24 protein-coding genes, 2 rRNA genes and 2 other annotated features are annotated in these 23,241 nt (G+C 40.9%); all 26 genes read left to right on the plus strand.

The features are described from left to right. Positions 1 to 128 (plus strand): 23S ribosomal RNA (locus EKC99_RS07105); the annotation flags it as partial. Between the two features lie 96 nt (positions 129 to 224). Then, positions 225 to 341 (plus strand): 5S ribosomal RNA (gene rrf / locus EKC99_RS07110). A gap of 170 nt (positions 342 to 511) precedes the next feature. Next, positions 512 to 973, plus strand: coding sequence for a CtsR family transcriptional regulator (locus EKC99_RS07115; RefSeq protein WP_009361432.1), 462 nt, complete (start codon positions 512 to 514; stop codon positions 971 to 973). Positions 974 to 987: 14 nt separating this feature from the next. Then, complete coding sequence (mcsA, locus tag EKC99_RS07120) at positions 988 to 1,530, plus strand: protein-arginine kinase activator protein McsA (RefSeq protein WP_009361433.1); 543 nt, start codon at positions 988 to 990, stop codon at positions 1,528 to 1,530. Between the two features lies 1 nt (position 1,531). Next, positions 1,532 to 2,596 (plus strand): protein-arginine kinase McsB, encoded by a 1,065-nt coding sequence (gene mcsB / locus EKC99_RS07125; protein ID WP_009361434.1) that lies wholly within the window; start codon positions 1,532 to 1,534, stop codon positions 2,594 to 2,596. 20 nt (positions 2,597 to 2,616) lie between these two features. After that, complete coding sequence (clpC, locus tag EKC99_RS07130; RefSeq protein WP_009361435.1) at positions 2,617 to 5,049, plus strand: ATP-dependent protease ATP-binding subunit ClpC; 2,433 nt, start codon at positions 2,617 to 2,619, stop codon at positions 5,047 to 5,049. 58 nt (positions 5,050 to 5,107) lie between these two features. After that, positions 5,108 to 6,502 (plus strand): DNA repair protein RadA, encoded by a 1,395-nt coding sequence (gene radA, locus EKC99_RS07135; protein ID WP_163151232.1) that lies wholly within the window; start codon positions 5,108 to 5,110, stop codon positions 6,500 to 6,502. Between the two features lie 89 nt (positions 6,503 to 6,591). Further along, a complete protein-coding gene (locus EKC99_RS07140) occupies positions 6,592 to 7,680 on the plus strand; it encodes a PIN/TRAM domain-containing protein (protein ID WP_055441988.1) in 1,089 nt (362 codons plus the stop codon). Between the two features lie 19 nt (positions 7,681 to 7,699). Continuing rightward, positions 7,700 to 8,386 carry a 2-C-methyl-D-erythritol 4-phosphate cytidylyltransferase gene (gene ispD, locus EKC99_RS07145; RefSeq protein ID WP_163151234.1) on the plus strand — a complete coding sequence of 229 codons (687 nt, stop codon included), beginning with the start codon at positions 7,700 to 7,702 and terminating at the stop codon, positions 8,384 to 8,386. Continuing rightward, positions 8,386 to 8,868, plus strand: coding sequence for a 2-C-methyl-D-erythritol 2,4-cyclodiphosphate synthase (gene ispF / locus EKC99_RS07150; protein ID WP_055441986.1), 483 nt, complete (start codon positions 8,386 to 8,388; stop codon positions 8,866 to 8,868). The genes ispD and ispF overlap by 1 nt, the downstream gene beginning before the upstream one ends. A 63-nt stretch (positions 8,869 to 8,931) precedes the next feature. Further along, entirely contained in the window at positions 8,932 to 10,392 is a 1,461-nt protein-coding gene (gene gltX / locus EKC99_RS07155) for a glutamate--tRNA ligase (RefSeq protein WP_163151236.1), read from the plus strand. Between the two features lie 42 nt (positions 10,393 to 10,434). Beyond that, positions 10,435 to 10,654, plus strand: a binding site (T-box leader). A 54-nt stretch (positions 10,655 to 10,708) separates the two neighbouring features. Then, entirely contained in the window at positions 10,709 to 11,374 is a 666-nt protein-coding gene (gene cysE, locus EKC99_RS07160; RefSeq protein WP_055441995.1) for a serine O-acetyltransferase, read from the plus strand. After that, on the plus strand, positions 11,355 to 12,752 hold the full coding sequence (gene cysS / locus EKC99_RS07165) for a cysteine--tRNA ligase (protein WP_055441984.1): 1,398 nt from the start codon (positions 11,355 to 11,357) through the stop codon (positions 12,750 to 12,752). Before cysE ends, cysS begins: the two co-directional genes overlap by 20 nt. A 4-nt stretch (positions 12,753 to 12,756) precedes the next feature. Then, positions 12,757 to 13,182 carry a Mini-ribonuclease 3 gene (locus EKC99_RS07170; protein WP_032101437.1) on the plus strand — a complete coding sequence of 142 codons (426 nt, stop codon included), beginning with the start codon at positions 12,757 to 12,759 and terminating at the stop codon, positions 13,180 to 13,182. 2 nt (positions 13,183 to 13,184) lie between these two features. After that, a complete protein-coding gene (gene rlmB, locus EKC99_RS07175) occupies positions 13,185 to 13,922 on the plus strand; it encodes a 23S rRNA (guanosine(2251)-2'-O)-methyltransferase RlmB (RefSeq protein ID WP_075039512.1) in 738 nt (245 codons plus the stop codon). 1 nt (position 13,923) lies between these two features. After that, positions 13,924 to 14,433, plus strand: a complete 510-nt coding sequence (locus EKC99_RS07180; RefSeq protein ID WP_032101435.1) for an NYN domain-containing protein — start codon at positions 13,924 to 13,926, stop codon at positions 14,431 to 14,433. Positions 14,434 to 14,500: 67 nt separating this feature from the next. After that, on the plus strand, positions 14,501 to 15,151 hold the full coding sequence (gene sigH, locus EKC99_RS07185) for an RNA polymerase sporulation sigma factor SigH (protein ID WP_072242747.1): 651 nt from the start codon (positions 14,501 to 14,503) through the stop codon (positions 15,149 to 15,151). A 63-nt stretch (positions 15,152 to 15,214) separates the two neighbouring features. Next, positions 15,215 to 15,364: a 50S ribosomal protein L33 gene (rpmG, locus tag EKC99_RS07190; protein WP_032101433.1), complete on the plus strand. Its 150-nt coding sequence runs from the start codon at positions 15,215 to 15,217 to the stop codon at positions 15,362 to 15,364. A gap of 31 nt (positions 15,365 to 15,395) precedes the next feature. After that, entirely contained in the window at positions 15,396 to 15,578 is a 183-nt protein-coding gene (secE, locus tag EKC99_RS07195; protein ID WP_055441982.1) for a preprotein translocase subunit SecE, read from the plus strand. Positions 15,579 to 15,698: 120 nt separating this feature from the next. Continuing rightward, positions 15,699 to 16,232 (plus strand): transcription termination/antitermination protein NusG, encoded by a 534-nt coding sequence (nusG, locus tag EKC99_RS07200; RefSeq protein WP_019418665.1) that lies wholly within the window; start codon positions 15,699 to 15,701, stop codon positions 16,230 to 16,232. A gap of 151 nt (positions 16,233 to 16,383) precedes the next feature. Continuing rightward, positions 16,384 to 16,809: a 50S ribosomal protein L11 gene (gene rplK / locus EKC99_RS07205; RefSeq protein WP_003397643.1), complete on the plus strand. Its 426-nt coding sequence runs from the start codon at positions 16,384 to 16,386 to the stop codon at positions 16,807 to 16,809. 103 nt (positions 16,810 to 16,912) lie between these two features. Then, complete coding sequence (gene rplA, locus EKC99_RS07210) at positions 16,913 to 17,614, plus strand: 50S ribosomal protein L1 (RefSeq protein ID WP_055441981.1); 702 nt, start codon at positions 16,913 to 16,915, stop codon at positions 17,612 to 17,614. A gap of 52 nt (positions 17,615 to 17,666) precedes the next feature. Beyond that, positions 17,667 to 17,812: a sequence feature (ribosomal protein L10 leader region), on the plus strand. A 42-nt stretch (positions 17,813 to 17,854) separates the two neighbouring features. Continuing rightward, complete coding sequence (rplJ, locus tag EKC99_RS07215; protein ID WP_006322668.1) at positions 17,855 to 18,355, plus strand: 50S ribosomal protein L10; 501 nt, start codon at positions 17,855 to 17,857, stop codon at positions 18,353 to 18,355. Positions 18,356 to 18,400: 45 nt separating this feature from the next. Then, positions 18,401 to 18,766 (plus strand): 50S ribosomal protein L7/L12, encoded by a 366-nt coding sequence (rplL, locus tag EKC99_RS07220; protein WP_003397647.1) that lies wholly within the window; start codon positions 18,401 to 18,403, stop codon positions 18,764 to 18,766. An 85-nt stretch (positions 18,767 to 18,851) separates the two neighbouring features. Then, positions 18,852 to 19,451, plus strand: coding sequence for a class I SAM-dependent methyltransferase (locus EKC99_RS07225; RefSeq protein ID WP_055441980.1), 600 nt, complete (start codon positions 18,852 to 18,854; stop codon positions 19,449 to 19,451). A gap of 207 nt (positions 19,452 to 19,658) precedes the next feature. Then, complete coding sequence (gene rpoB, locus EKC99_RS07230) at positions 19,659 to 23,219, plus strand: DNA-directed RNA polymerase subunit beta (protein ID WP_035020781.1); 3,561 nt, start codon at positions 19,659 to 19,661, stop codon at positions 23,217 to 23,219. Positions 23,220 to 23,241 lie beyond the last annotated feature (22 nt).

Raw genomic sequence — 23,241 nt, forward strand, 5'->3', positions numbered from 1 at the left:
TCAAGATGAGATTTCCCATCGCGTCAAGCGAGTAAGATCCCTTGAAGATGACAAGGTAGATAGGTCCGAGGTGGAAGCGTGGCGACACGTGTAGCTGACGGATACTAATCGATCGAGGACTTAACTAAACACACAAGAAAAGCGAAGAACGGTTCTTGACGTAGTCAAGAAAACATCTGAACTCCTGTTATCTAGTTTTGAAGGAATAATCCTTCATCATATTGCTCGGTGACGATGGCGGAGAGGTCACACCCGTTCCCATCCCGAACACGGAAGTTAAGCTCTCCAGCGCCGATGGTAGTTGGCGGGACACCGCCTGCGAGAGTAGGACGTTGCCGGGCAAAGAGAAGACCAAGACAAAAATTGTCTTGGTCTTTTTGTTTTATTGATTGAATGCAGTGGGTAAAATATATGAGAAGAAAAGAAGGGATTCTTGCATTTTTGCAGAATTCCGTATATATTAAAATTAAAGTCAAATATAGTCAAAGTCAACTGGCAGAGGAGGGATTATGTGAGGAATATCTCTGATGTCATTGAGCAATATTTAAAGCAAGTATTAAATATGAGCGGAAAAGATATCGTCGAGATTAAACGAAGTGAAATTGCGGATAAATTTCAGTGTGTTCCTTCGCAAATTAACTATGTCATTAATACACGTTTTACGTTAGAGAGAGGATACATTGTTGAAAGTAAACGCGGCGGTGGCGGTTATATTCGTATTATGAAAGTGAAAGCCCAAAATGCTTCTCAGCTCATTGACCATTTATTGTCCATCGTTCGCGACCGAATTAGTCAGACGAATGGAGAACATATTATTCAACGATTGTTAGATGAAAAGGTAATTTCGGAGCGGGAAGCGAATATGATGTTAAGCATTATTGATCGCGCAGTTTTATCTATTGACCTTCCTCATCGTGATGAACTGCGTGCCCGCATATTAAAAGCGATGCTGACATCGCTAAAGTATATGTAAAGAGGGTGAATCATTTGATATGTCAAGAATGCAATCAACGGCCAGCGACGCTTCATTTTACTAAAATTGTGAATGGGGAAAAAACAGAAATTCATCTTTGTGAACAATGTGCGCATGAAAAAGGTGAAATGTTTATGTTCCCTCATCAAGGCGCTTTTTCCATTAACAATTTAATTGCAGGATTATTAAATATGGATGCGTCATTAAAAGAACCAAAAGCGCCCTCTTTTCATAATGAGCATATATTACAATGCGAGCATTGCAAAATGACATATGCCCAATTTGTGAAAGTTGGTCGCTTTGGTTGTGCGAGTTGCTATGAGACGTTTCGTACCCATTTGCCACCTATTTTTCGAAGATTGCATGGCGGGCATGTAGCCCATGAAGGGAAAATTCCGAAGCGGGTCGGTGGGACATTATATGTTCGTAAACAAATTGGACAGTTAAAACAAATGTTACAGGAGCTTATTGCTAAAGAACAGTTCGAAAAAGCCGCTGAAGTGCGTGATCAAATTCGGGAGCTTGAGACAAAATTAAACGCAGAAGGGGGCGCTTGATATGAATGAATATGTATTTTTCCAACGCGCTCTCAGCCCATGGATGAACGAAGAAGGTCCAGACTCTGACATTGTATTAAGTAGTCGCATTCGTCTAGCGAGAAACATGAAACAATACTCGTTCCCGACCGTATTTACAAATGAAGAAGCGATGCAAATCGTTCAGTTATTTGAACAGTTATTTTCACAAAGACGTCTCGGTCATATCGGCCCCTTTTTCTTATTAAAAATGAATGAGTTACAATCGATTGAAAAGCGTGTGTTAGTCGAAAAACATTTGATTAGTCCTCATTTAGCTGAAGATTGTACATTTGGTGCATGTTTATTATCGGAACAAGAAGAAGCAAGCATTATGATCAATGAGGAAGATCATATTCGCATTCAATGTTTGTTTGCAGGTTTTCAATTAAAAGAAGCGTTAAAAATGGCTAACGCTTTAGACGACTGGATTGAACAACATGTCGACTATGCTTTTGATGAAAAATACGGATATTTAACTAGTTGCCCAACAAACGTCGGAACGGGATTACGTGCATCCGTTATGATGCATTTGCCAGGACTTGTATTAACACAACAAATAAATCAAGTAATTCCAGCTATTAATCAGCTTGGTTTAGTTGTTCGTGGCACGTATGGAGAAGGCAGTGAAGCATTAGGGAATATTTTTCAAATATCAAATCAAATTACATTAGGAAAAAGTGAAGAAGATATTGTCGAAGATTTAACAGGAGTTGTTCGTCAATTAATTGAACAAGAGCGAATGGCGCGTGAGGCATTAGTCAAAACTTCTAACATACAATTAGAAGATAGGGTATATCGTTCTTACGGTGTGTTAACGAATAGTCGAATCATCGGTTCAAAAGAAGCGGCACAATGTTTATCTGATGTACGATTAGGTATTGATTTAGGGTATATTACGAACGTGCCAAAAACCATTTTAACAGAGCTAATGATTTTGACGCAGCCCGGTTTCTTACAAAAATATGCAGGTGGTGCGTTGCGTCCGCAAGAGCGAGATGTTCGCCGTGCATCACTCATTCGTGAACGATTATACCAATGGAAGTAAATTAAAGGAGGTTGATAAGAATGATGTTCGGACGTTTTACAGAGCGAGCACAAAAAGTGTTAGCACTAGCACAAGAAGAAGCAGTTCGTTTGGGACATAACAATATTGGAACAGAGCACATTTTGCTTGGCTTAATTCGCGAAGGGGAAGGAATTGCAGCAAAAGCGCTTATGGCGCTTGGATTAGGACCAGATAAAATTCAAAAAGAAGTAGAATCACTCATTGGACGTGGAAACGAAGTAGGACAAACAATTCATTATACGCCTCGCGCAAAAAAAGTGATTGAGTTGTCTATGGATGAAGCTAGAAAGCTTGGACATTCGTACGTTGGAACAGAGCATATTTTACTTGGACTTATTCGTGAAGGAGAAGGTGTTGCTGCACGTGTTTTAAATAATTTAGGAGTAAGCCTAAATAAAGCTCGTCAGCAAGTGCTTCAATTATTAGGAAGCAATGAATCGGCATCAGGGCATCATGGGGGAACCACGCATGCGAACACGCCGACACTAGACAGTTTAGCACGTGATTTAACAGCGATTGCACGTGAAGGCGGTTTAGATCCTGTGATTGGAAGAAGTAAAGAAATTCAACGTGTCATTGAAGTGTTAAGTCGCCGGACGAAAAATAATCCTGTTTTAATCGGAGAGCCAGGTGTAGGGAAAACGGCTATTGCCGAAGGACTAGCTCAACAAATTGTCAATAACGAAGTGCCAGAGACGCTTCGCGATAAGCGTGTCATGACGCTTGATATGGGAACAGTTGTTGCAGGAACAAAATATCGTGGGGAATTTGAAGATCGTTTGAAAAAAGTAATGGATGAAATTCGCCAGGCTGGCAACATCATTTTGTTTATTGACGAATTGCATACGCTCATCGGAGCAGGCGGTGCGGAAGGGGCTATTGATGCATCAAATATTTTAAAACCTTCTCTTGCTCGCGGAGAATTACAATGCATCGGGGCAACAACATTAGATGAATACCGAAAATATATTGAAAAAGACGCAGCATTAGAAAGACGTTTCCAACCAATTCACGTTGGGGAACCAACGGTTGAGGAATCTATTCAAATTTTAAAAGGTTTGCGAGATCGTTACGAAGCTCACCATCGCGTTTCTATTTCAGATGAGGCAATTGAGCAGGCAGTAAAGCTTTCAGACCGCTATATTTCGGATCGATTTTTACCAGATAAAGCAATTGATTTAATTGACGAAGCTTGCTCGAAAGTACGCTTACGTTCGTTTACGACACCACCAAATTTAAAAGAGCTTGAACAAAAACTTGAGGAAATTCGCAAAGAAAAAGATGCAGCTGTGCAAAGTCAAGAGTTTGAAAAAGCAGCATCATTACGAGATGCAGAACAAAAATTGCGCGAACAACTTGAAGAAACAAAGCGGGCATGGAAAGAGAAACAAGGTCAAGAAAACTCTGAAGTGACTGTAGAAGATATTGCAGCTGTTGTATCAAGTTGGACGGGAATTCCGGTATCTAAATTAGCTCAAACAGAAACAGAACGATTATTAAAGTTAGAGGAAATTTTACATTCTCGTGTCATCGGGCAAGAAGAGGCAGTAAAAGCTGTTGCTAAAGCAGTTCGTCGTGCTCGTGCAGGATTAAAAGATCCAAAGCGTCCAATTGGCTCGTTTATTTTCCTTGGACCGACGGGTGTAGGAAAAACAGAGTTAGCGCGAGCGCTTGCTGAAGCGATGTTTGGCGATGAAGATGCGATGATTCGTATCGATATGTCTGAATATATGGAGAAACATTCGACATCACGTCTTGTCGGTTCACCTCCAGGATACGTCGGCTATGAAGAAGGGGGACAATTAACGGAAAAAGTTCGTCGCAAACCGTATTCTGTCATCTTATTAGATGAGATTGAAAAAGCGCATCCAGATGTATTTAACATTTTATTACAAGTGCTAGAAGATGGACGTTTAACGGATTCGAAAGGACGCACAGTTGATTTCCGCAATACGATCATTATTATGACATCAAACGTTGGTGCTGACGCTTTAAAAAGAAATAAATATGTCGGTTTTAATGTGCAAGACGAAAGCCAGCAATACAAAGATATGAAAGGGAAAGTGATGGACGAGTTGAAAAAGGCGTTCCGTCCGGAGTTTTTAAACCGAATTGATGAAATTATTGTTTTCCATTCACTTGAAAAGAAACATTTGAAGGAAATTGTTTCATTAATGGTTGAGCAATTGAAAAAACGCCTACAAGAACAACAAATCGATTTAGAATTAACGGATGCCGCAATTGAAAAATTAGCAGAAGAAGGTTACGATTTAGAGTACGGAGCGCGTCCATTGCGTCGAGCAATTCAAAAACATATTGAAGATCGTTTATCTGAAGAACTGTTAAAAGGAACGATTGGCAGCGGACAAAAAGTTGTTATGGACGTAAAAGATGGTCAGTTTGTTGTGTTAACAACAGAGACAGTAAAATAACGAAAACAAGGTATGCTTACACGCATACCTTGTTTTTCATAATGAAAGGAATGGAGTAATGGTTAAGCGGAAAACGAAATTCGTTTGTCAACATTGTGGATATGAAACAGCGAAGTGGATGGGAAAATGTCCAGGTTGTCATTCATGGAACGCAATGGTCGAAGAAACGGAAATAGTAAAACCACATAACCGTGCGCTATTTGTGCATACAGAAGGGGTAGCAACCAAGCCTGTATCAATTACGACGGTAGAAACAACACAAGAACCGAGAATCGACACGAAGTTTACAGAGTTTAATCGCGTGCTCGGGGGCGGAATTGTTCGAGGTTCCCTTGTTTTAATTGGCGGAGATCCTGGTATTGGAAAATCAACATTATTGCTGCAAGTTTGTGCTCAACTCGCAAACGACGGCCATCCTGTATTATATATTTCCGGGGAAGAATCAGTAAAACAAACGAAGTTGCGCGCTGAGCGGTTACATGTAACTGCTGAACATTTATATGTTTTGTCTGAAACAAATTTAGAGCATATTATTCAAACTGTTGATGAAATGAAACCATCGTTCGTTGTCATCGACTCGATTCAGACGATATATCGTTCAGAGATTACATCAGCGCCAGGGAGCGTTTCACAAGTTCGTGAATGTACAGCAGAGCTGATGCGAATAGCTAAAACGAAAGGTATTGCGATTTTCATTGTCGGACATGTCACGAAAGAAGGAGCGCTTGCAGGTCCGCGTATTCTTGAACATATGGTAGATACCGTATTATATTTTGAGGGCGAACGCCATCATACGTACCGCATTTTACGAGCGGTGAAAAATCGATTTGGTTCCACAAATGAAATCGGTATTTTCGAAATGAAAGAAATAGGGCTTACAGAAGTCAAAAACCCATCAGAAATTTTTTTAGAAGAGCGTTCGAAAGGTGCTTCAGGGTCAACGGTTGTCGCTTCTATGGAAGGGACGAGACCTGTGTTAGTGGAAATTCAAGCATTAGTATCGCCGACTAGTTTCGGAACGCCACGTCGAATGGCAACAGGAATAGATCATAATCGTGTATCTTTACTAATGGCGGTGCTTGAAAAAAGGGTCGGCCTACTTCTTCAAAACCAGGATGCTTATTTAAAAGTGGCTGGTGGAATTAAGTTAGATGAACCTGCGATTGACTTAGCCATTGTGGTAAGCATTGCATCTAGTTTTCGTGATCAACCAACAAACCATACGGACGTTGTGATCGGAGAAGTCGGATTGACAGGTGAAGTACGTCGTGTATCCCGCATTGAACAGCGTGTGCAAGAAGCTGCTAAACTTGGCTTTCAGCGTATCATTATTCCGAAAAGCAACATCGGTGGCTGGAACGTTCCAAAAGGTGTTGAAGTCATTGGAGTAACTAATGTAGAAGAAGCGCTATATTACGCATTAGGAGAAGGGAAAAATCGTCCAATATTTTAACAAAACCATTAAAAAATGATTAAAAATGATGTTCAGATTGGTTTCAAACATTGGAAACTGTTTATAATGTAATAGAGGAGGTGAAAAGCGTGTTAAAACGAATTGTGCAAGCATCTTTTTTCATTACTGGGGGAATGTTAGGAATTATTTTCTTTCCTACTTTGTTAAAACTATTGCATCTAAACGATCTTCCTTATGTCGATAGCCCATATGTAGCCGCCCCAGTTGGTGCGATCATCGTATTCCTTCTCACGTTTTGGTTAGTCGATCATGTGGTTGGACTTATTCATTGGATGGAAGAAACGTTAGTTAAAGCACCTGTAACAGACTTACTATTCGGGAGTCTCGGTTTAATTTTCGGATTGATTGTAGCCTTTTTAGTCGTTATTCCATTAAACTCTATTCAAATTCCGCTTGTTAATACGATATTGCCGATTTTTCTTACGCTATTGTTAGGTTACTTAGGATTTCAAGTTGGATTTAAAAAACGCGATGAACTAATGAACCTATTTTCTTTACCGAATCGAAGTGGAAAGAAAAAAGGTAGCGAGGAAGAAGAAAAAAAGGGGAAATCGCTAAAAATTTTAGATACGAGTGTCATCATTGACGGTCGTATTGCAGATATTTGTCAAACGGGCTTTTTGGAAGGGACGATTGTCATTCCGCGGTTTGTTCTTGAAGAATTGCAACATATCGCTGACTCTTCCGATGCTTTAAAGAGAAATCGTGGACGGAGAGGACTAGATATTTTAAACCGCATTCAAAAAGAGTTAGCAATTAACGTGGAAATATATGAGGGCGATTTTGAAGGAATCCAAGAAGTCGACAGCAAGCTTGTAAAATTGGCTCAATTGACATCAGGCGTTGTCGTGACAAATGACTTTAATTTAAATAAAGTATGCGAGTTGCAAAATGTTCCCGTACTAAATATTAACGACTTAGCGAACGCAGTAAAACCGATCGTTCTTCCAGGGGAAGAATTAAATGTTCACGTCATTAAAGATGGGAAAGAACAAAATCAAGGTGTTGCTTATTTAGATGATGGGACGATGATCGTTGTAGAGGACGGAAAAGACTACATCGGAAAACGAGTCGATGTGCTTGTGACGAGCGTCTTACAAACTTCGGCTGGAAGAATGATTTTTGCTAAATTAAAATTACTTGAAAAAGCATTATGAGCTGTTAGGAGATAGGAAAATGAATTACCATGTCGTTATACCGGCAGCTGGCCGAGGAAAACGAATGAATGCAGGAATAAACAAACAGTTTATTGAGCTTGAAGGAATACCTGTTATTATTCATACGTTACGTGTATTTGAAAGAGATAATTTATGTCAAGGTATTGTTTTAGTTATTAACGATCAAGAACGTGAGCAATTTGTTCATATGCTTCATCGCTTTGAAATAAAAAAAGTAAACGCCCTCGTTTCAGGAGGGGAAGAAAGACAACAGAGCGTCTACAACGGGTTAAAAGCGGTAAATGATGGTCATATTGTGCTCATCCATGATGGTGCTCGTCCGTTTGTAACAATCAAAAAAATTCATGAGCTTGTTCAGGCAACAAAAGGGACGGGAGCAGCTGTACTTGCTGTTCCTGTCAAGGATACGATGAAACAGGTGATCGATGGCCATATTGAAAAAACGGTCGATCGATCGAGCTTGTGGGCTGTACAAACCCCACAAGCTTTTTCCATGCCATTAATACTCGACGCTCATGAGCGAGCAAAAAAAGAACAGTTTATTGGAACAGATGATGCAAGTCTTGTTGAACGGATGGGGCAACGTGTCGTCATTGTAGAAGGCGAGTATACAAACATTAAATTAACAACACCAGAAGATTTATTATTTGCAGAGGCTATTTTACGTGCGAGAGGGGATCAATGATGTATCGAATTGGACAAGGGTTTGATGTCCATCAGTTTGCTGAAGGGCGTCCGCTTATCATTGGTGGAATCCATATTCCGTATGAGAAAGGACTGCTTGGACATTCTGATGCGGATGTGTTGTTACATGCCATTGCTGATGCTTGTTTAGGAGCCATTGGTGAAGGAGACATTGGAAAACATTTCCCTGATACAGATGAAGCATACAAGGATGCTGATTCTGCGCTTCTTCTACAACGGGTATGGAATCTTGTGCGGCGACATGGATATACACTTGTTAATGTGGACTGCACAATTATTGCTCAAAAACCAAAAATGGCTCCATATATCCCAAACATGCAAAAACGAATTGCTGAATTATTAGAAGGAGACGTTTCACAAGTCAACGTAAAGGCGACGACGACAGAAAAGCTCGGCTTTACAGGGAGAGGAGAAGGAATTGCTGCACAAGCCGTCGTTTTGTTACAAAAAAATAATGAATGATGGATTTTGTATGGCGTTTACGGTACAATGGGGTACAGAAATTAGGTAGATGGAGGTCATGACATGTCACAGGAAGTAAGGGTGCGTTATGCGCCAAGTCCGACGGGGCATTTACATATCGGTGGTGCGCGTACAGCATTATTTAACTATTTATTTGCGCGACATCATCACGGAAAATTTATCGTCCGCATTGAAGATACAGATATTGAGCGAAATGTAGAAGGCGGCGAACAATCACAACTTGAAAATTTGAAATGGCTCGGGATTGAATATGATGAATCTGTAGATAAAGATGGTGGATATGGTCCTTATCGCCAAACAGAGCGTCTGCACATATATCGCCAATATACAAACGAGTTGTTAGAAAAAGGACATGCATACAAATGTTTTTGTACACCTGAGGAGTTGGAACAAGAGCGTGAGGCGCAAAAAGCGGCAGGTATTGCGGCGCCACAATACAGCGGAAAATGCCGTCATTTAACGCCAGAGCAAGTTCAACAGCTCGAAGCAGAAGGAAAACCTTACACAATTCGTTTAAAAGTTCCAGAAGGAAAAGTATATGAATTCGAAGATATGGTGCGCGGTCATGTATCGTTTGAGTCGAAAGATATTGGCGATTGGGTGATCGTCAAAGCGAACGGCATCCCAACGTATAACTTTGCTGTCGTGATTGATGATCATTTAATGAAAATTACGCACGTGTTCCGCGGCGAAGAGCATTTATCAAACACTCCGAAACAATTAATGGTTTATGAATATTTTGGTTGGGAGCCACCAAAATACGCGCATTTAACGCTGATTGTAAATGAAAATCGCAAAAAATTGTCAAAGCGCGATGAGTCGATTATTCAATTCGTTTCTCAATATAAAGAGCTTGGATATTTACCAGAAGCGATGTTTAACTTTTTTGCACTATTAGGTTGGTCGCCAGAAGGGGAAGAGGAGATTTTTACCAAAGAAGAACTCATTCGCATGTTTGATGTTTCCCGTTTATCCAAATCTCCGTCCATGTTTGATAAACAAAAGTTAACATGGATGAACAACCAGTATATTAAAAAACTTGATTTAGATCGTTTAGTAGAACTATCGCTTCCTCATTTAATTCAAACAGGGCGCTTGCCAGAACAGATGACCGATGAGCAAAAGCAGTGGGCTCGTGATTTAATTGCACTATATCAAGAGCAAATGAGCTACGGCGCTGAGATTGTTGAGCTGTCAGAGTTGTTCTTTAAGCAAGAAATCGAGTATGATGAAGAGGCGAAGGTTGTTTTAGCTGGTGAACAAGTGCCACATGTATTAAAAGCATTTTATGAGCAAATTGAACAGCTTACAACGTTTGACAGTGAGCACATTAAAGCAGCGATTAAAACAGTACAAAAAGAAACTGGCCAAAAAGGGAAAAACTTATTTATGCCAATTCGCGTAGCGGTTACAGGGCAAACGCATGGTCCAGAGCTTCCAGAGGCGATTCGTTTGCTTGGAAAAGAAACGGTGCTATCTCGATTAACTCAATTCATTCGTTAACATTTCCTTGTTTATGCAATAAAATAGGTGTAAGCTATATTAGTGAAAGCGTTGATGAGGAGAAGTAAAAAGAATCAGCATGTCAGAGAGAACCACCTTGGCTGGAAGTGGTTTATGTTTGATTCTTTTGAAATGCACCTCGGAGCCTCCTTTCGAATCAGAGACGTTCTGTAGTAGAATGGAGCGGATTCCCTTCCGTTATAAGGGCAAGAGTGAGCCTTAAGGCTAAACAGAGTGGAACCGCGCAAGAAGCGTCTCTGTGTCATTGTACACAGAGACGTTTTTTTATTTGAAAGATAACAAAGGGGGAATGATGGTGTTTAAAACATTAAAAGAGGACATTGAAGTTATTTTTGAACAAGATCCGGCAGCAAGAAGTTATTTAGAAGTCATTTTAACGTATTCAGGGTTGCACGCCATTTGGGCACATCGCATTGCACATGCGCTTTACAAGCGGAAATTTTATTTTTTAGCTCGTCTCATTTCACAAATTAGCCGCTTTTTTACCGGTATCGAAATTCATCCAGGAGCAAAAATTGGTCGCCGCTTTTTCATCGATCACGGCATGGGAGTTGTCATCGGGGAAACGTGTGAAATTGGTGATAACGTAACGGTGTATCAAGGTGTCACACTCGGTGGAACGGGAAAAGAGAAGGGGAAGCGCCATCCGACAATTAAAGATAATTGTTTGATTGCTACCGGCGCAAAGGTGCTTGGTTCGATTACGGTTGGGGAAAATAGTAAAATTGGGGCAGGATCGGTCGTGTTGAAAGATGTGCCGCCGAACTCAACCGTTGTCGGCATTCCAGGTCGCGTTGTTGTACAAAATGGCGTGCGTGTGAATAAAGATCTAAATCATTGTGATTTGCCGGATCCGATTGCAGATCGCTTTAAAGAGTTAGAAGCAGAAATCGAGCAACTAAAAGCACAATTAGAAGATCTAAAGAAAGGAACGGTGAACCATGAGCATTCAAGTGTATAATACGTTAACGCGAAAAAAGGAGCCATTTATCCCGTTAGAACCAAATAAAGTGAAAATGTATGTATGTGGTCCGACAGTATACAACTATATTCATATTGGCAACGCTCGTCCAGCGATTGTGTTTGATACGATTCGTCGCTACTTACAATTTCGTGGGTATGAAGTACAATATGTTTCCAACTTCACAGATGTAGATGATAAACTTATTCGCGCAGCAAGGGAATTAGGAGAAGATGTGCCGACGATTGCGGAGCGGTTTATTGAAGCGTATTTTGAAGATATTACAGCGCTTGGTTGCAAAAAGGCAGACGTTCATCCACGGGTAACAGAAAACATAGATACAATCATTCAATTTATTGAACAGCTTATTGAAAAAGGATATGCGTATGAAGTTGATGGTGATGTATATTATCGAACGCGCCGTTTCTCTGATTATGGGAAGCTATCGCATCAATCGATTGATGAATTAAAATCAGGTGCTCGTATTGAAGTCGAAGAAAAAAAAGAAGATCCGCTTGACTTTGCGCTATGGAAAGCGGCAAAAGAAGGAGAGATTTATTGGGATAGCCCATGGGGAAAAGGGCGTCCAGGATGGCATATTGAATGCTCGGCGATGGCGCGCAAATATTTAGGAGATACGATTGATATTCATGCTGGGGGACAAGATTTAACGTTCCCGCACCATGAAAATGAAATTGCTCAGTCTGAAGCGCTAACAGGAAAGCCTTTTGCGAAATATTGGTTGCATAACGGCTACATTAATATCGATAATGAAAAAATGTCGAAATCGCTCGGGAACTTTATTTTAGTGCACGACATTATTAAGCAAGTTGATCCGCAAGTGTTACGTTTCTTTATGCTTTCAGTTCACTATCGTCATCCAATCAACTATAGCCAACCGTTACTTGAAAGTGCAAAAAGCGGATTAGAACGCTTAAAAACAGCTTATGCGAACTTAAAACATCGTTTAGAAAGCAGCACGAATTTAACGACGAATGATGAACAATGGCTAGCGAAAATTGAAGGATTAAGAGACGAGTTTATTCGAGAAATGGATGATGATTTTAATACAGCAAACGGGATCGCTGTTCTGTTTGAATTAGCGAAACAAGCCAATGTATACTTAATGGAAAAGCATACATCGAAACAGGTCATTCAAGCATTTTTACAACAATTTGAACAGATTTTTGATGTGCTTGGCCTTTCTTTACAACACGATGAATTACTTGATGAAGAAATTGAAGCACTTATCCAACAGCGAATTGAAGCGCGGAAAAATCGCGATTTCGCCTTAGCTGATCGGATTCGTGATGAATTAAAGGCAAAAAACATTATTTTAGAAGATACACCACAAGGAACGAGATGGAGAAGAGGATAAGACGATGTTACATTTGTTTAACAAAATTAAGGATTTTGAACAGTTAAACGGTTTAACGTTAGCTTATATTGGTGATGCCGTATACGAATTATTCGTACGGCATCACCTCCTTACCTTAGGGAAAGTAAAACCAAACGATTTACACAACTTAGCAAAAACATACGTTTGTGCTAAAGCGCAATCACGAGTATTGCAATGGTTGCTCAATCATAACCAGCTTTCTGAACAGGAAGTAGCTATTGTTCGAAGAGGTCGTAATGCAAAATCGGGGAGTACACCGAAAAATACAGATGTACAAACGTACCGTCAAAGCACAGGATTTGAAGCGTTAGTTGGTTACCATTTTTTAAGCGGAAATGAAGAACGTCTCCACCAATTAATACGTTGGGCGTTAGATGTACATCGCAATGATGAAGAAAGGGGGATGTGATCATGGATCTCATTATCGGTAAAAATCCCGTGTTAGAAGCGTTAAAATCCGGACGAGAAATGAATAAAATATGGATTGCTGAAGGCTCGCAACGTGGTCAAATGCAGTCGATCATTCAGCTCGCCAAAGAGATGGGTATTACAGTACAGTATGTCCCTAAAAAAAAGATGGATCAATTAAGTGACGGCAATCATCAGGGAGTCATTGCACAAGTTGCTGCATATCGATACTATGATATAGACGATTTATTTAAAAAGGCAAAAGCGCAAGGGGAAGCACCATTTTTTATTATTCTAGATGAACTTGAAGATCCACACAATTTAGGTTCGATTATGCGAACAGCTGATGCGGTAGGTGCTCATGGCATTATTATCCCGAAGCGGCGATCGGTCGCTTTAACCGCAACGGTGGCAAAAGCGTCAACGGGTGCGATTGAATATGTGCCTGTTGCGCGTGTAACCAACTTAGCGCGAACGGTAGATGAATTAAAAGAGCGAGGGGTTTGGATTTTTGGAACAGATGCAAAAGGAAACCAAGATTATCGTCAACTTGATGGGGTTATTCCATTAGCCTTAGTTATCGGTAGTGAAGGGAAAGGAATAAGCCGTTTATTACGAGATAAATGCGATGTGCTCGTTCGCTTGCCGATGATTGGACATGTTACATCGTTAAATGCTTCTGTTGCGGCGAGCTTGTTAATGTATGAGGTGTACCGAAAGCGTCATCCATTAGGTGAGTAAAATGGACATTTTAATCGTTGATGGCTACAACATCATCGGTGCCTGGCCAGAACTACGCGAGTTGCGCGATACAGATTTATCGTTAGCTCGTGACCGACTTGTCGAGAAAATGGCGGAATATCAAGCATTTACTGGTTGTAAAGTCATTATTGTTTTTGACGCACACCTCGTACAAGGAACAACAAAAAAATATGTCGATCATCAAGTAGAGGTCATTTTCACGAAGGAAAACGAAACGGCTGATGAACATATCGAGAAATTGGCGAAATCGCTCCAGCAAGTTCGGACAAAAGTATATGTTGCTACGTCAGACTATACGGAACAATGGGCGATTTTCGGTCAAGGAGCGTTACGTAAATCAGCACGGGAGCTACTCATTGAAGTGGATGCGGTGCAGCGAAATATTTCGACGAACGTTAAGCACATTCAACAAAAGAAGCCGATATCAAAAATTCCTCTGACAGATGAAGTCGCAAAAATTTTCGAAAAATGGCGAAGAGGGGAAAAATGAACGATTGACCCTGTAAAAAAATGTACTGTATAATACTTTTATCCATGTGCAGGGCGGGGGGATCGGCGTGAGCGCAAATGCAAATGAAAAACAACAAAGCCGTTACGAGCAACTAGAAGACGAAATGATTGTGGAACTTGTGCATCAAGGTGATAGTGAGGCGCTTGATTATTTAATTCATAAGTATAAAAATTTTGTCCGAGCGAAGGCGCGTTCATATTTTTTAGTCGGTGCAGATCGCGAAGATATTGTGCAAGAAGGAATGATTGGGTTATACAAAGCAATCCGAGATTTTAAAGAAGATAAGCAGTCTTCATTTAAGGCGTTTGCGGAGTTATGTATTACTCGGCAAATGATTACAGCTATAAAAATGGCTACGCGACAAAAACACATTCCACTCAATTGTTACGTTTCATTGGACAAGCCGATTTACGAAGATGATTCTGCCCGTACATTGATGGACGTTCTTTCGGGAACGAAAATAACAAATCCTGAGGAACTAATTATTAATAGGGAAGAGTTCGATCATATGGAAGAGAAGATGACCGAACTACTTAGCGATTTAGAAAGGAAAGTGCTCCTTCTTTATTTAGAAGGTCGATCATATCAAGAAATTTCGGAAGAGCTCAATCGTCACGTGAAATCCATTGACAACGCATTGCAACGCGTGAAACGCAAATTAGAAAAGTATGTAGAAATTCAAGGAATTCGTTTATAATATTGACATAAAAAAATATTGTATGATACAGTTTTTAAGACGTAGTATGCCGGAGGAAAACGTATGCGCAAAAAAGTGATTTTAGCGTGTAGCCAATGTTTAAGTCGAAATTATTCAACGATGAAAAATGTTGCTCATTACGATGAGCGGCTAGAGATGAAAAAGTTTTGTAAAACATGCCATACGCATACGATTCACCGCGAAACGAAGTAGTTGATGATCCCGAGATGTTGGAGGGTTTCTTATGCAACGAGTAACGAAATTTTTCCGCGAAGTTGTTCGTGAGATGAAAAAAGTCAGCTGGCCGAAACGAAAAGAACTAATAAACTATACGATCACCGTTTTAGCGACAGTGGCATTTTTTACTGTATTTTTTGCTGTTATTGATTTAGGAATTTCAGAGTTAGTTCGTTTTATACTTGAATAGTAATAGTATATCCATGGTATAATGAAAGATAACAAACAAGAAATAAAGCCCGGTAACGGGTTTTTATTTTGCCTAAAAAAAGATTTGTTTAGGGAGGGAAGGACGATATCGTCCCAGCGAATGGAAAAGAATTGGTATGTTATTCATACGTACTCGGGTTATGAAAATAAAGTAAAAACGAACTTAGAAAAGCGTGTTGAGTCGATGGGTATGCAAGATAAAATTTTTCGCGTCGTCGTGCCTGAAGAGGAAGAAACAGACACAAAAGGTGGTAAAAAGAAAGTTGTCAAAAAGAAAGTATTCCCAGGTTACGTGCTCGTCGAAATGATTATGACAGATGACTCCTGGTATGTTGTTCGCAATACACCAGGAGTAACGGGGTTTGTCGGTTCAGCTGGTGCTGGATCGAAACCGACGCCGCTTCTGGAAGAAGAAGTTTCCGCGATTTTAAAACGAATGGGCGTTGATTTGATCGAGTTAGACTTTGATTTCGAATTAAATGAAGCCGTTCGGATTAAAGAAGGTCCCTTTGCGAATTTTGTTGGAACGATCCAAGAAATCGAAATAGATAAACAAAAAGTAACTGTTCTTGTTGACATGTTTGGACGTGAAACACCAGTAGAGCTTGACTTTTCGCAAATTGAAAAAATATAATAGTAAACAACTTGCAAATGGGCAAGAAAAGTGATAATATTTTAAGGTCAGTATGTCTCAATCATTGAGACGAATGCGATGATTGTTTTCATATATGGAGTGGGAGGGAATATCCCTAATACCACATCACGGACTTAAGGAGGTGTGTCTCGTGGCTAAAAAAGTAATTAAAGTTGTCAAATTGCAAATTCCTGCAGGGAAAGCGAATCCAGCACCACCAGTCGGTCCAGCATTAGGTCAAGCTGGTGTTAACATCATGGGATTCTGTAAAGAATTCAACGCTCGTACAGCTGATCAAGCAGGTTTAATTATTCCTGTTGAAATTACGGTATACGAAGACCGTTCATTTACATTTATTACGAAAACTCCACCTGCTGCTGTGTTACTTAAGAAAGCGGCTGGTATCGAGTCTGGTTCTGGTGAGCCAAACCGTAATAAAGTGGCAACAGTAAAGCGCGACAAAGTGCGCGAGATTGCTGAAACAAAAATGCCAGACTTAAACGCGGCGAGCATTGAAGCAGCTATGCGCATGATCGAAGGAACGGCGCGCAGCATGGGTATCGTCATCGAAGACTAATGAAGATCTGGCTGGAAAAGGTTGCGGAAGCGAACTATATAGTTTTCGCAACCTTTATTCGTGGGAGGTCTTTCCGTTAAAACCACAAAAGGAGGAAATAATAATGCCAAAAAGAGGAAAACGTTACTTAGAGGCAGCGAAGTTAATTGATCGCTCTAAAGCATACGACGTAAAAGAAGCGATCGAATTAGTGAAAAAGACAAACGTTGCAAAATTTGATGCAACAGTAGAAGTTGCTTTCCGTTTAGGAGTTGATCCGAAGAAAGCAGATCAACAAATTCGGGGTGCGGTTGTATTACCGCATGGAACAGGTAAAGTACGTCGCGTATTAGTGCTTGCAAAAGGTGAAAAAGCGAAGGAAGCAGAAGCGGCAGGCGCAGATTACGTAGGTGATACAGATTACATCAACAAAATTCAGCAAGGTTGGTTTGAGTTTGATGTTATCGTTGCAACTCCTGATATGATGGGTGAAGTTGGTAAAATCGGTCGTATTTTAGGACCAAAAGGTTTAATGCCAAACCCTAAAACTGGAACGGTTACATTTGATGTTGCGAAAGCAGTCAATGAAATTAAAGCTGGTAAAGTGGAATACCGCGTTGACAAAGCAGGAAACATCCACGTGCCAATCGGTAAAGTATCATTTGATACTGAAAAATTAGTAGAAAACTTCGCGACAATTTATGAGACAATCTTAAAAGTAAAACCAGCAGCGGCGAAGGGCACATACGTGAAAAACGTAACAGTTGCTTCAACGATGGGCCCTGGCGTAAAAGTAGATCCTTCTACTGTTGCTGTTGCTCGCTAATTATAGATATTGACTTTTTAGAAACGCTTTAGTATACTATCTATTGTTTGAAAAGCGAATATCATTTGTACCGTAGACAGTAGGTGCCTCATATAGGCTTAATTTCCTACCGAGGTGTTGAGACTCATAAATAAGTGCATCTTGCACTTTTCGGGGGCCTCCATGTCTGCGTTGACATGGAGGTTTTTTATTGAGCGGTATAAGTGGTGTCGAAACTCAACTTCTACAGGAGGTGTTGACATGAGCAGCGTACTTGAACAAAAGCAGCAGCTAGTAGCGGAGATTGCTGAAAAACTTCGCGCGAGCAAATCAACGATCATTGTTGATTATCGCGGCTTAAATGTCGCTCAAGTTACAGAACTTCGTAAGCAACTTCGCGAAGCGGGCATCGAGTTCAAAGTGTACAAAAACACATTAACTCGTCGTGCTGTTGCTGAGTTAGGCTTAGAAGGTTTAGATGAAACATTAACAGGTCCGAATGCGATCGCATTCAGCAATGATGATGTCGTTGCTCCTGCAAAAATTTTAAACGAATTCGCAAAAAAGAACGAAGCGTTAAAAATTAAAGCAGGTATCATCGAAGGTAACGTAGCAACATTTGAAGAAGTTAAGGCGCTTGCAGAGCTTCCATCTCGCGAAGGCTTGCTCTCTATGTTGCTTAGCGTTCTTCAAGCACCAATCCGCAACTTTGCGCTTGTTACAAAAGCAGTTGCTGAGAAGAAAGAAGAACAAGGTGCTTAATTTACAAATCGCCTAAAACTAAAATATTAAGGAGGAAGATCGATCATGACTAAAGAACAAATCATTGAAGCGGTTAAAAATATGACGGTTTTAGAACTAAACGACTTAGTAAAAGCAATCGAAGAAGAATTTGGTGTAACTGCTGCTGCTCCTGTAGTAGTTGCTGGCGGTGCCGCTGCTGGTGCTGCTGCTGAAGAAAAAACTGAATTCGACGTTATCCTTGCAGATGGCGGAGCACAAAAAATCAAAGTTATCAAAGTTGTGCGCGAACTTACTGGTCTTGGCTTAAAAGAAGCAAAAGACTTAGTAGACAACACTCCAAAGCCAGTTAAAGAAGGCGTTTCTAAAGAAGAAGCTGAAGAAATTAAAGCGAAACTTGAAGAAGCTGGCGCGAAAGTTGAAATCAAGTAATGATGTGAAGAAGCTCGCTCGTAGTAGCGGGCTTCTTTGTGTTTTTATGTGCGTTCGTTTACAATGAGGGAGAGAGGTGAATATAATGGGTGATCACTACTATACGGAACGGCCAACTGTAGAAAGTAAGCCGTTTCAATGGACGTATATGTTGCGAGGTCATCAGTTTTTATTTACAGTCGATCAAGGTGTATTTTCGAAAAAAGAAGTCGACTTTGGTTCGCGGTTACTAATTGAAACATTTATGGAGCCAGATGTGCGTGGAAATATTCTGGATGTTGGTTGTGGATATGGACCAATCGGTTTGGCACTAGCCAAAGATTTTCCGTATCGAACTGTGCATATGATCGATGTAAATGAGCGAGCAATTGAGTTGGCTGAGAAAAATAAACAGCAAAATGGTATTGAAAATGCCCAAATTTACACAAGTAACTTATTTGACGAAGTAGAAGGGGCGTTTGCTGCGATTGTTACAAACCCGCCAATTCGTGCAGGGAAAGCAGTCGTCCATTCAATTTTTGAGCAAAGTGCGAACTACTTGCTTCCTGGTGGGCAACTATGGGTCGTCATTCAAAAAAAACAAGGTGCTCCATCTGCTTTAGAAAAGTTAAAAACGATTTTTGATCAAGTTGATGTCGTTGAAAAGAAAAAAGGTTACTTTATTATTCGGGCACAAAAAGCTTGACGCCTAATTTTGTGTATGATACCATTATAAAATGCTAAATGTGTATTTTTTTTAGTTTACGTATGCTGTGTATGTATGTATAATTTTAGGTTTAGAGGAAAAACTTATAAAATATATAATAGGTCAAACATGTGGTTTTCTTATAAGAAACCATTTCTTTTTTGTCTGATGACAAGTTATTAATGTTTGATTTGAGGGGTGAATCAGTTGACAGGTCAACTAGTTCAATACGGACGACACCGCCAACGAAGAAGTTATGCGCGCATTAGTGAAGTGTTGGAACTACCAAATTTGATTGAAATTCAAACTTCTTCTTATCAGTGGTTTCTCGACGAAGGATTGCGTGAAATGTTCCAAGATATTTCACCGATCGAAGATTTTACAGGAAATTTGTCACTAGAATTTATTGATTACAGCTTAGGAGAACCGAAGTACTCTGTCGAAGAGTCAAAAGAACGCGATGTTACATACGCAGCACCGCTTCGAGTTAAAGTACGCCTAATCAATAAAGAAACAGGTGAAGTCAAAGAACAAGATGTATTTATGGGAGACTTCCCATTAATGACAGAAACGGGCACATTCATTATTAATGGTGCTGAACGTGTTATCGTTTCCCAGCTTGTTCGTTCACCGAGCGTATATTACAGCGGAAAAGTAGATAAAAACGGAAAACGTGGCTTTACAGCAACCGTCATTCCAAACCGCGGTGCATGGCTCGAATACGAAACAGACGCAAAAGACGTTGTGTACGTTCGCATTGATCGTACGCGTAAGTTGCCTGTAACCGTGTTATTGCGGGCGTTAGGTTTTGGCTCAGACCAAGAGATTGTCGATTTGCTTGGTGATAACGAGTATATTCGTAATACGTTAGAAAAAGACAATACAGAAAGTACAGAAAAAGCGTTGCTTGAAATTTATGAACGGTTACGTCCAGGGGAGCCGCCTACCGTTGAAAACGCAAAAAGCTTGCTCATCTCTCGTTTCTTTGATCCAAAACGATATGATCTCGCAAGTGTTGGTCGTTATAAAATTAACAAAAAGCTCCATATTAAAAACCGTTTGTTTGGTCAACGTTTAGCAGAAACACTCGTTCATCCGGAAACGGGTGAAGTGATTGCTGAAAAAGGAACAGTTCTCGATCGTAGAACGCTCGACCGCATTTTACCTGAGCTTGAAAAAGGAATCGGTATACGTAAATACCAACCGCTTGGGGGCGTTGTCGAAGATGAGTTTGCTTTGCAAGCAATCAAAATTTATGCTCCAAACGATCCAGATGGCGAAAAAGTCATCACGGTCATTAGTAACGGGTATATCCCAGAAACAGTGAAACATATTACACCTGCAGATATTATTGCATCTATTAGCTACTTCTTTAACTTATTGCATGGAGTCGGTGATACAGACGATATCGACCATTTAGGAAATCGTCGACTTCGTTCTGTTGGAGAGTTGCTACAAAATCAGTTCCGAATTGGTCTTTCGCGCATGGAGCGCGTTGTTCGTGAACGGATGTCCATTCAAGATACAAACACAATTACACCACAGCAACTCATTAATATTCGCCCAGTCATTGCGGCTATTAAAGAGTTTTTCGGAAGCTCGCAGTTATCGCAATTCATGGACCAAACAAACCCACTTGCAGAATTGACACATAAACGTCGTCTTTCTGCCCTTGGACCAGGTGGTTTAACGCGTGAACGCGCAGGCTTTGAAGTGCGTGACGTTCACTACTCGCACTATGGACGCATGTGTCCGATTGAAACGCCAGAAGGTCCGAACATCGGATTAATTAACTCGCTTTCCACATATGCGAAAGTGAATAAGTTTGGTTTTATTGAAACTCCTTATCGCCGAGTCGATCCTGAAACAGGGAAAGTAACGAATCAAATTGACTATTTAACGGCGGATGAGGAAGATAATTACGTCGTTGCCCAAGCGAACGTTCCGATTGCGGAAGATGGAACATTTTTAGAAGAAAACGTTGTTGCTCGCTTCCGTGGCGAAAATATCGTTGTTAAGCGCGATCGTGTGGATTATGTAGACGTTTCTCCAAAACAAGTTGTGTCGGTAGCGACAGCGTGCATTCCGTTTTTAGAAAACGATGACTCGAACCGTGCGCTTATGGGTGCGAACATGCAACGCCAAGCTGTTCCGCTTATGCAGCCGGAGGCGCCAATCGTTGGTACAGGAATGGAGTATGTCGCAGCAAAAGATTCTGGAGCAGCGGTTATTTGTAAACATCGCGGAATCGTTGAGCGAGTTGAAGCGAAAGAAATTTGGGTACGACGTTTAATCGAAGTCGATGGAAAAGAAGTCAAAGGTGACTTAGATAAATATCGTCTGTTGAAGTTTGTTCGTTCAAACCAAGGAACGTGCTACAACCAACGCCCGATCGTTAAAGCAGGAGATATCGTGGAGAAAGGTGAAATTTTAGCCGACGGTCCATCGATGGAAAAAGGTGAATTAGCGCTTGGTCGCAACGTGCTTGTTGCGTTTATGACATGGGATGGATACAACTACGAAGACGCGATTATTATGAGCGAGCGTCTCGTTAAAGACGATGTATATACGTCCATTCATATTGAGGAATACGAATCTGAAGCGCGCGATACGAAGCTCGGTCCAGAAGAAATTACGCGCGATATTCCAAACGTCGGTGAAGATGCGCTTCGCAACCTAGATGAACGCGGAATTGTACGCATCGGTGCGGAAGTAAAAGATGGCGACTTACTCGTTGGAAAAGTAACACCAAAAGGGGTTACGGAATTAACAGCTGAAGAACGGTTACTTCATGCGATTTTCGGTGAGAAGGCGCGTGAAGTTCGAGATACATCTTTACGCGTACCGCACGGTGGAGGCGGAATCGTTCTTGATGTTAAAGTGTTTACTCGCGAAGATGGCGATGAGTTGCCGCCGGGCGTGAATCAGCTTGTTCGTGTGTACATTGTACAAAAACGGAAAATTTCTGAAGGTGACAAAATGGCAGGTCGCCACGGAAATAAAGGTGTTATTTCGCGCATTTTACCTGAAGAAGACATGCCGTTTTTACCAGATGGTACACCGGTTGATATCATGTTAAACCCGCTAGGCGTACCTTCGCGTATGAATATCGGGCAAGTGCTCGAGTTGCATCTCGGAATGGCGGCGAGAAAGCTAGGCCTTCATGTCGCTTCACCTGTATTTGACGGCGCTCGCGAAGAAGATGTATGGGCAACGTTAGAAGAGGCAGGAATGGCGCGCGATGCGAAAACAGTTTTATATGACGGACGGACAGGAGAGCCGTTTGATAATCGTGTTTCTGTCGGTATTATGTATATGATTAAGCTCGCGCACATGGTTGACGATAAGTTACATGCTCGCTCGACAGGTCCATATTCACTTGTTACACAACAACCGCTCGGTGGAAAAGCGCAGTTTGGTGGTCAGCGTTTCGGTGAGATGGAAGTATGGGCGCTTGAGGCATACGGTGCAGCTTACACGTTGCAAGAAATTTTAACTGTCAAATCAGACGACGTCGTTGGTCGTGTGAAAACGTACGAAGCGATCGTGAAAGGTGAAAACGTTCCAGAACCAGGCGTTCCTGAATCTTTCAAAGTATTAATTAAAGAGCTGCAAAGCTTAGGTATGGACGTAACAGTATTATCAAGCGATGAAAAAGAAATTAGCATGGAAAACTTCGGGGAAGATGATGACGTGCAACCAGTTGACATCATCCCACCTACAGATGAGTCAGCCAAAGAAGATGAAGGCGTTGTTGTAAAAGAATAGCGTTTGGACATAAGGGTAAAAC

The sequence above is a fragment of the Anoxybacillus sp. MB8 genome, from assembly GCF_011006755.1.
Classification (GTDB): domain Bacteria; phylum Bacillota; class Bacilli; order Bacillales; family Anoxybacillaceae; genus Anoxybacillus; species Anoxybacillus gonensis.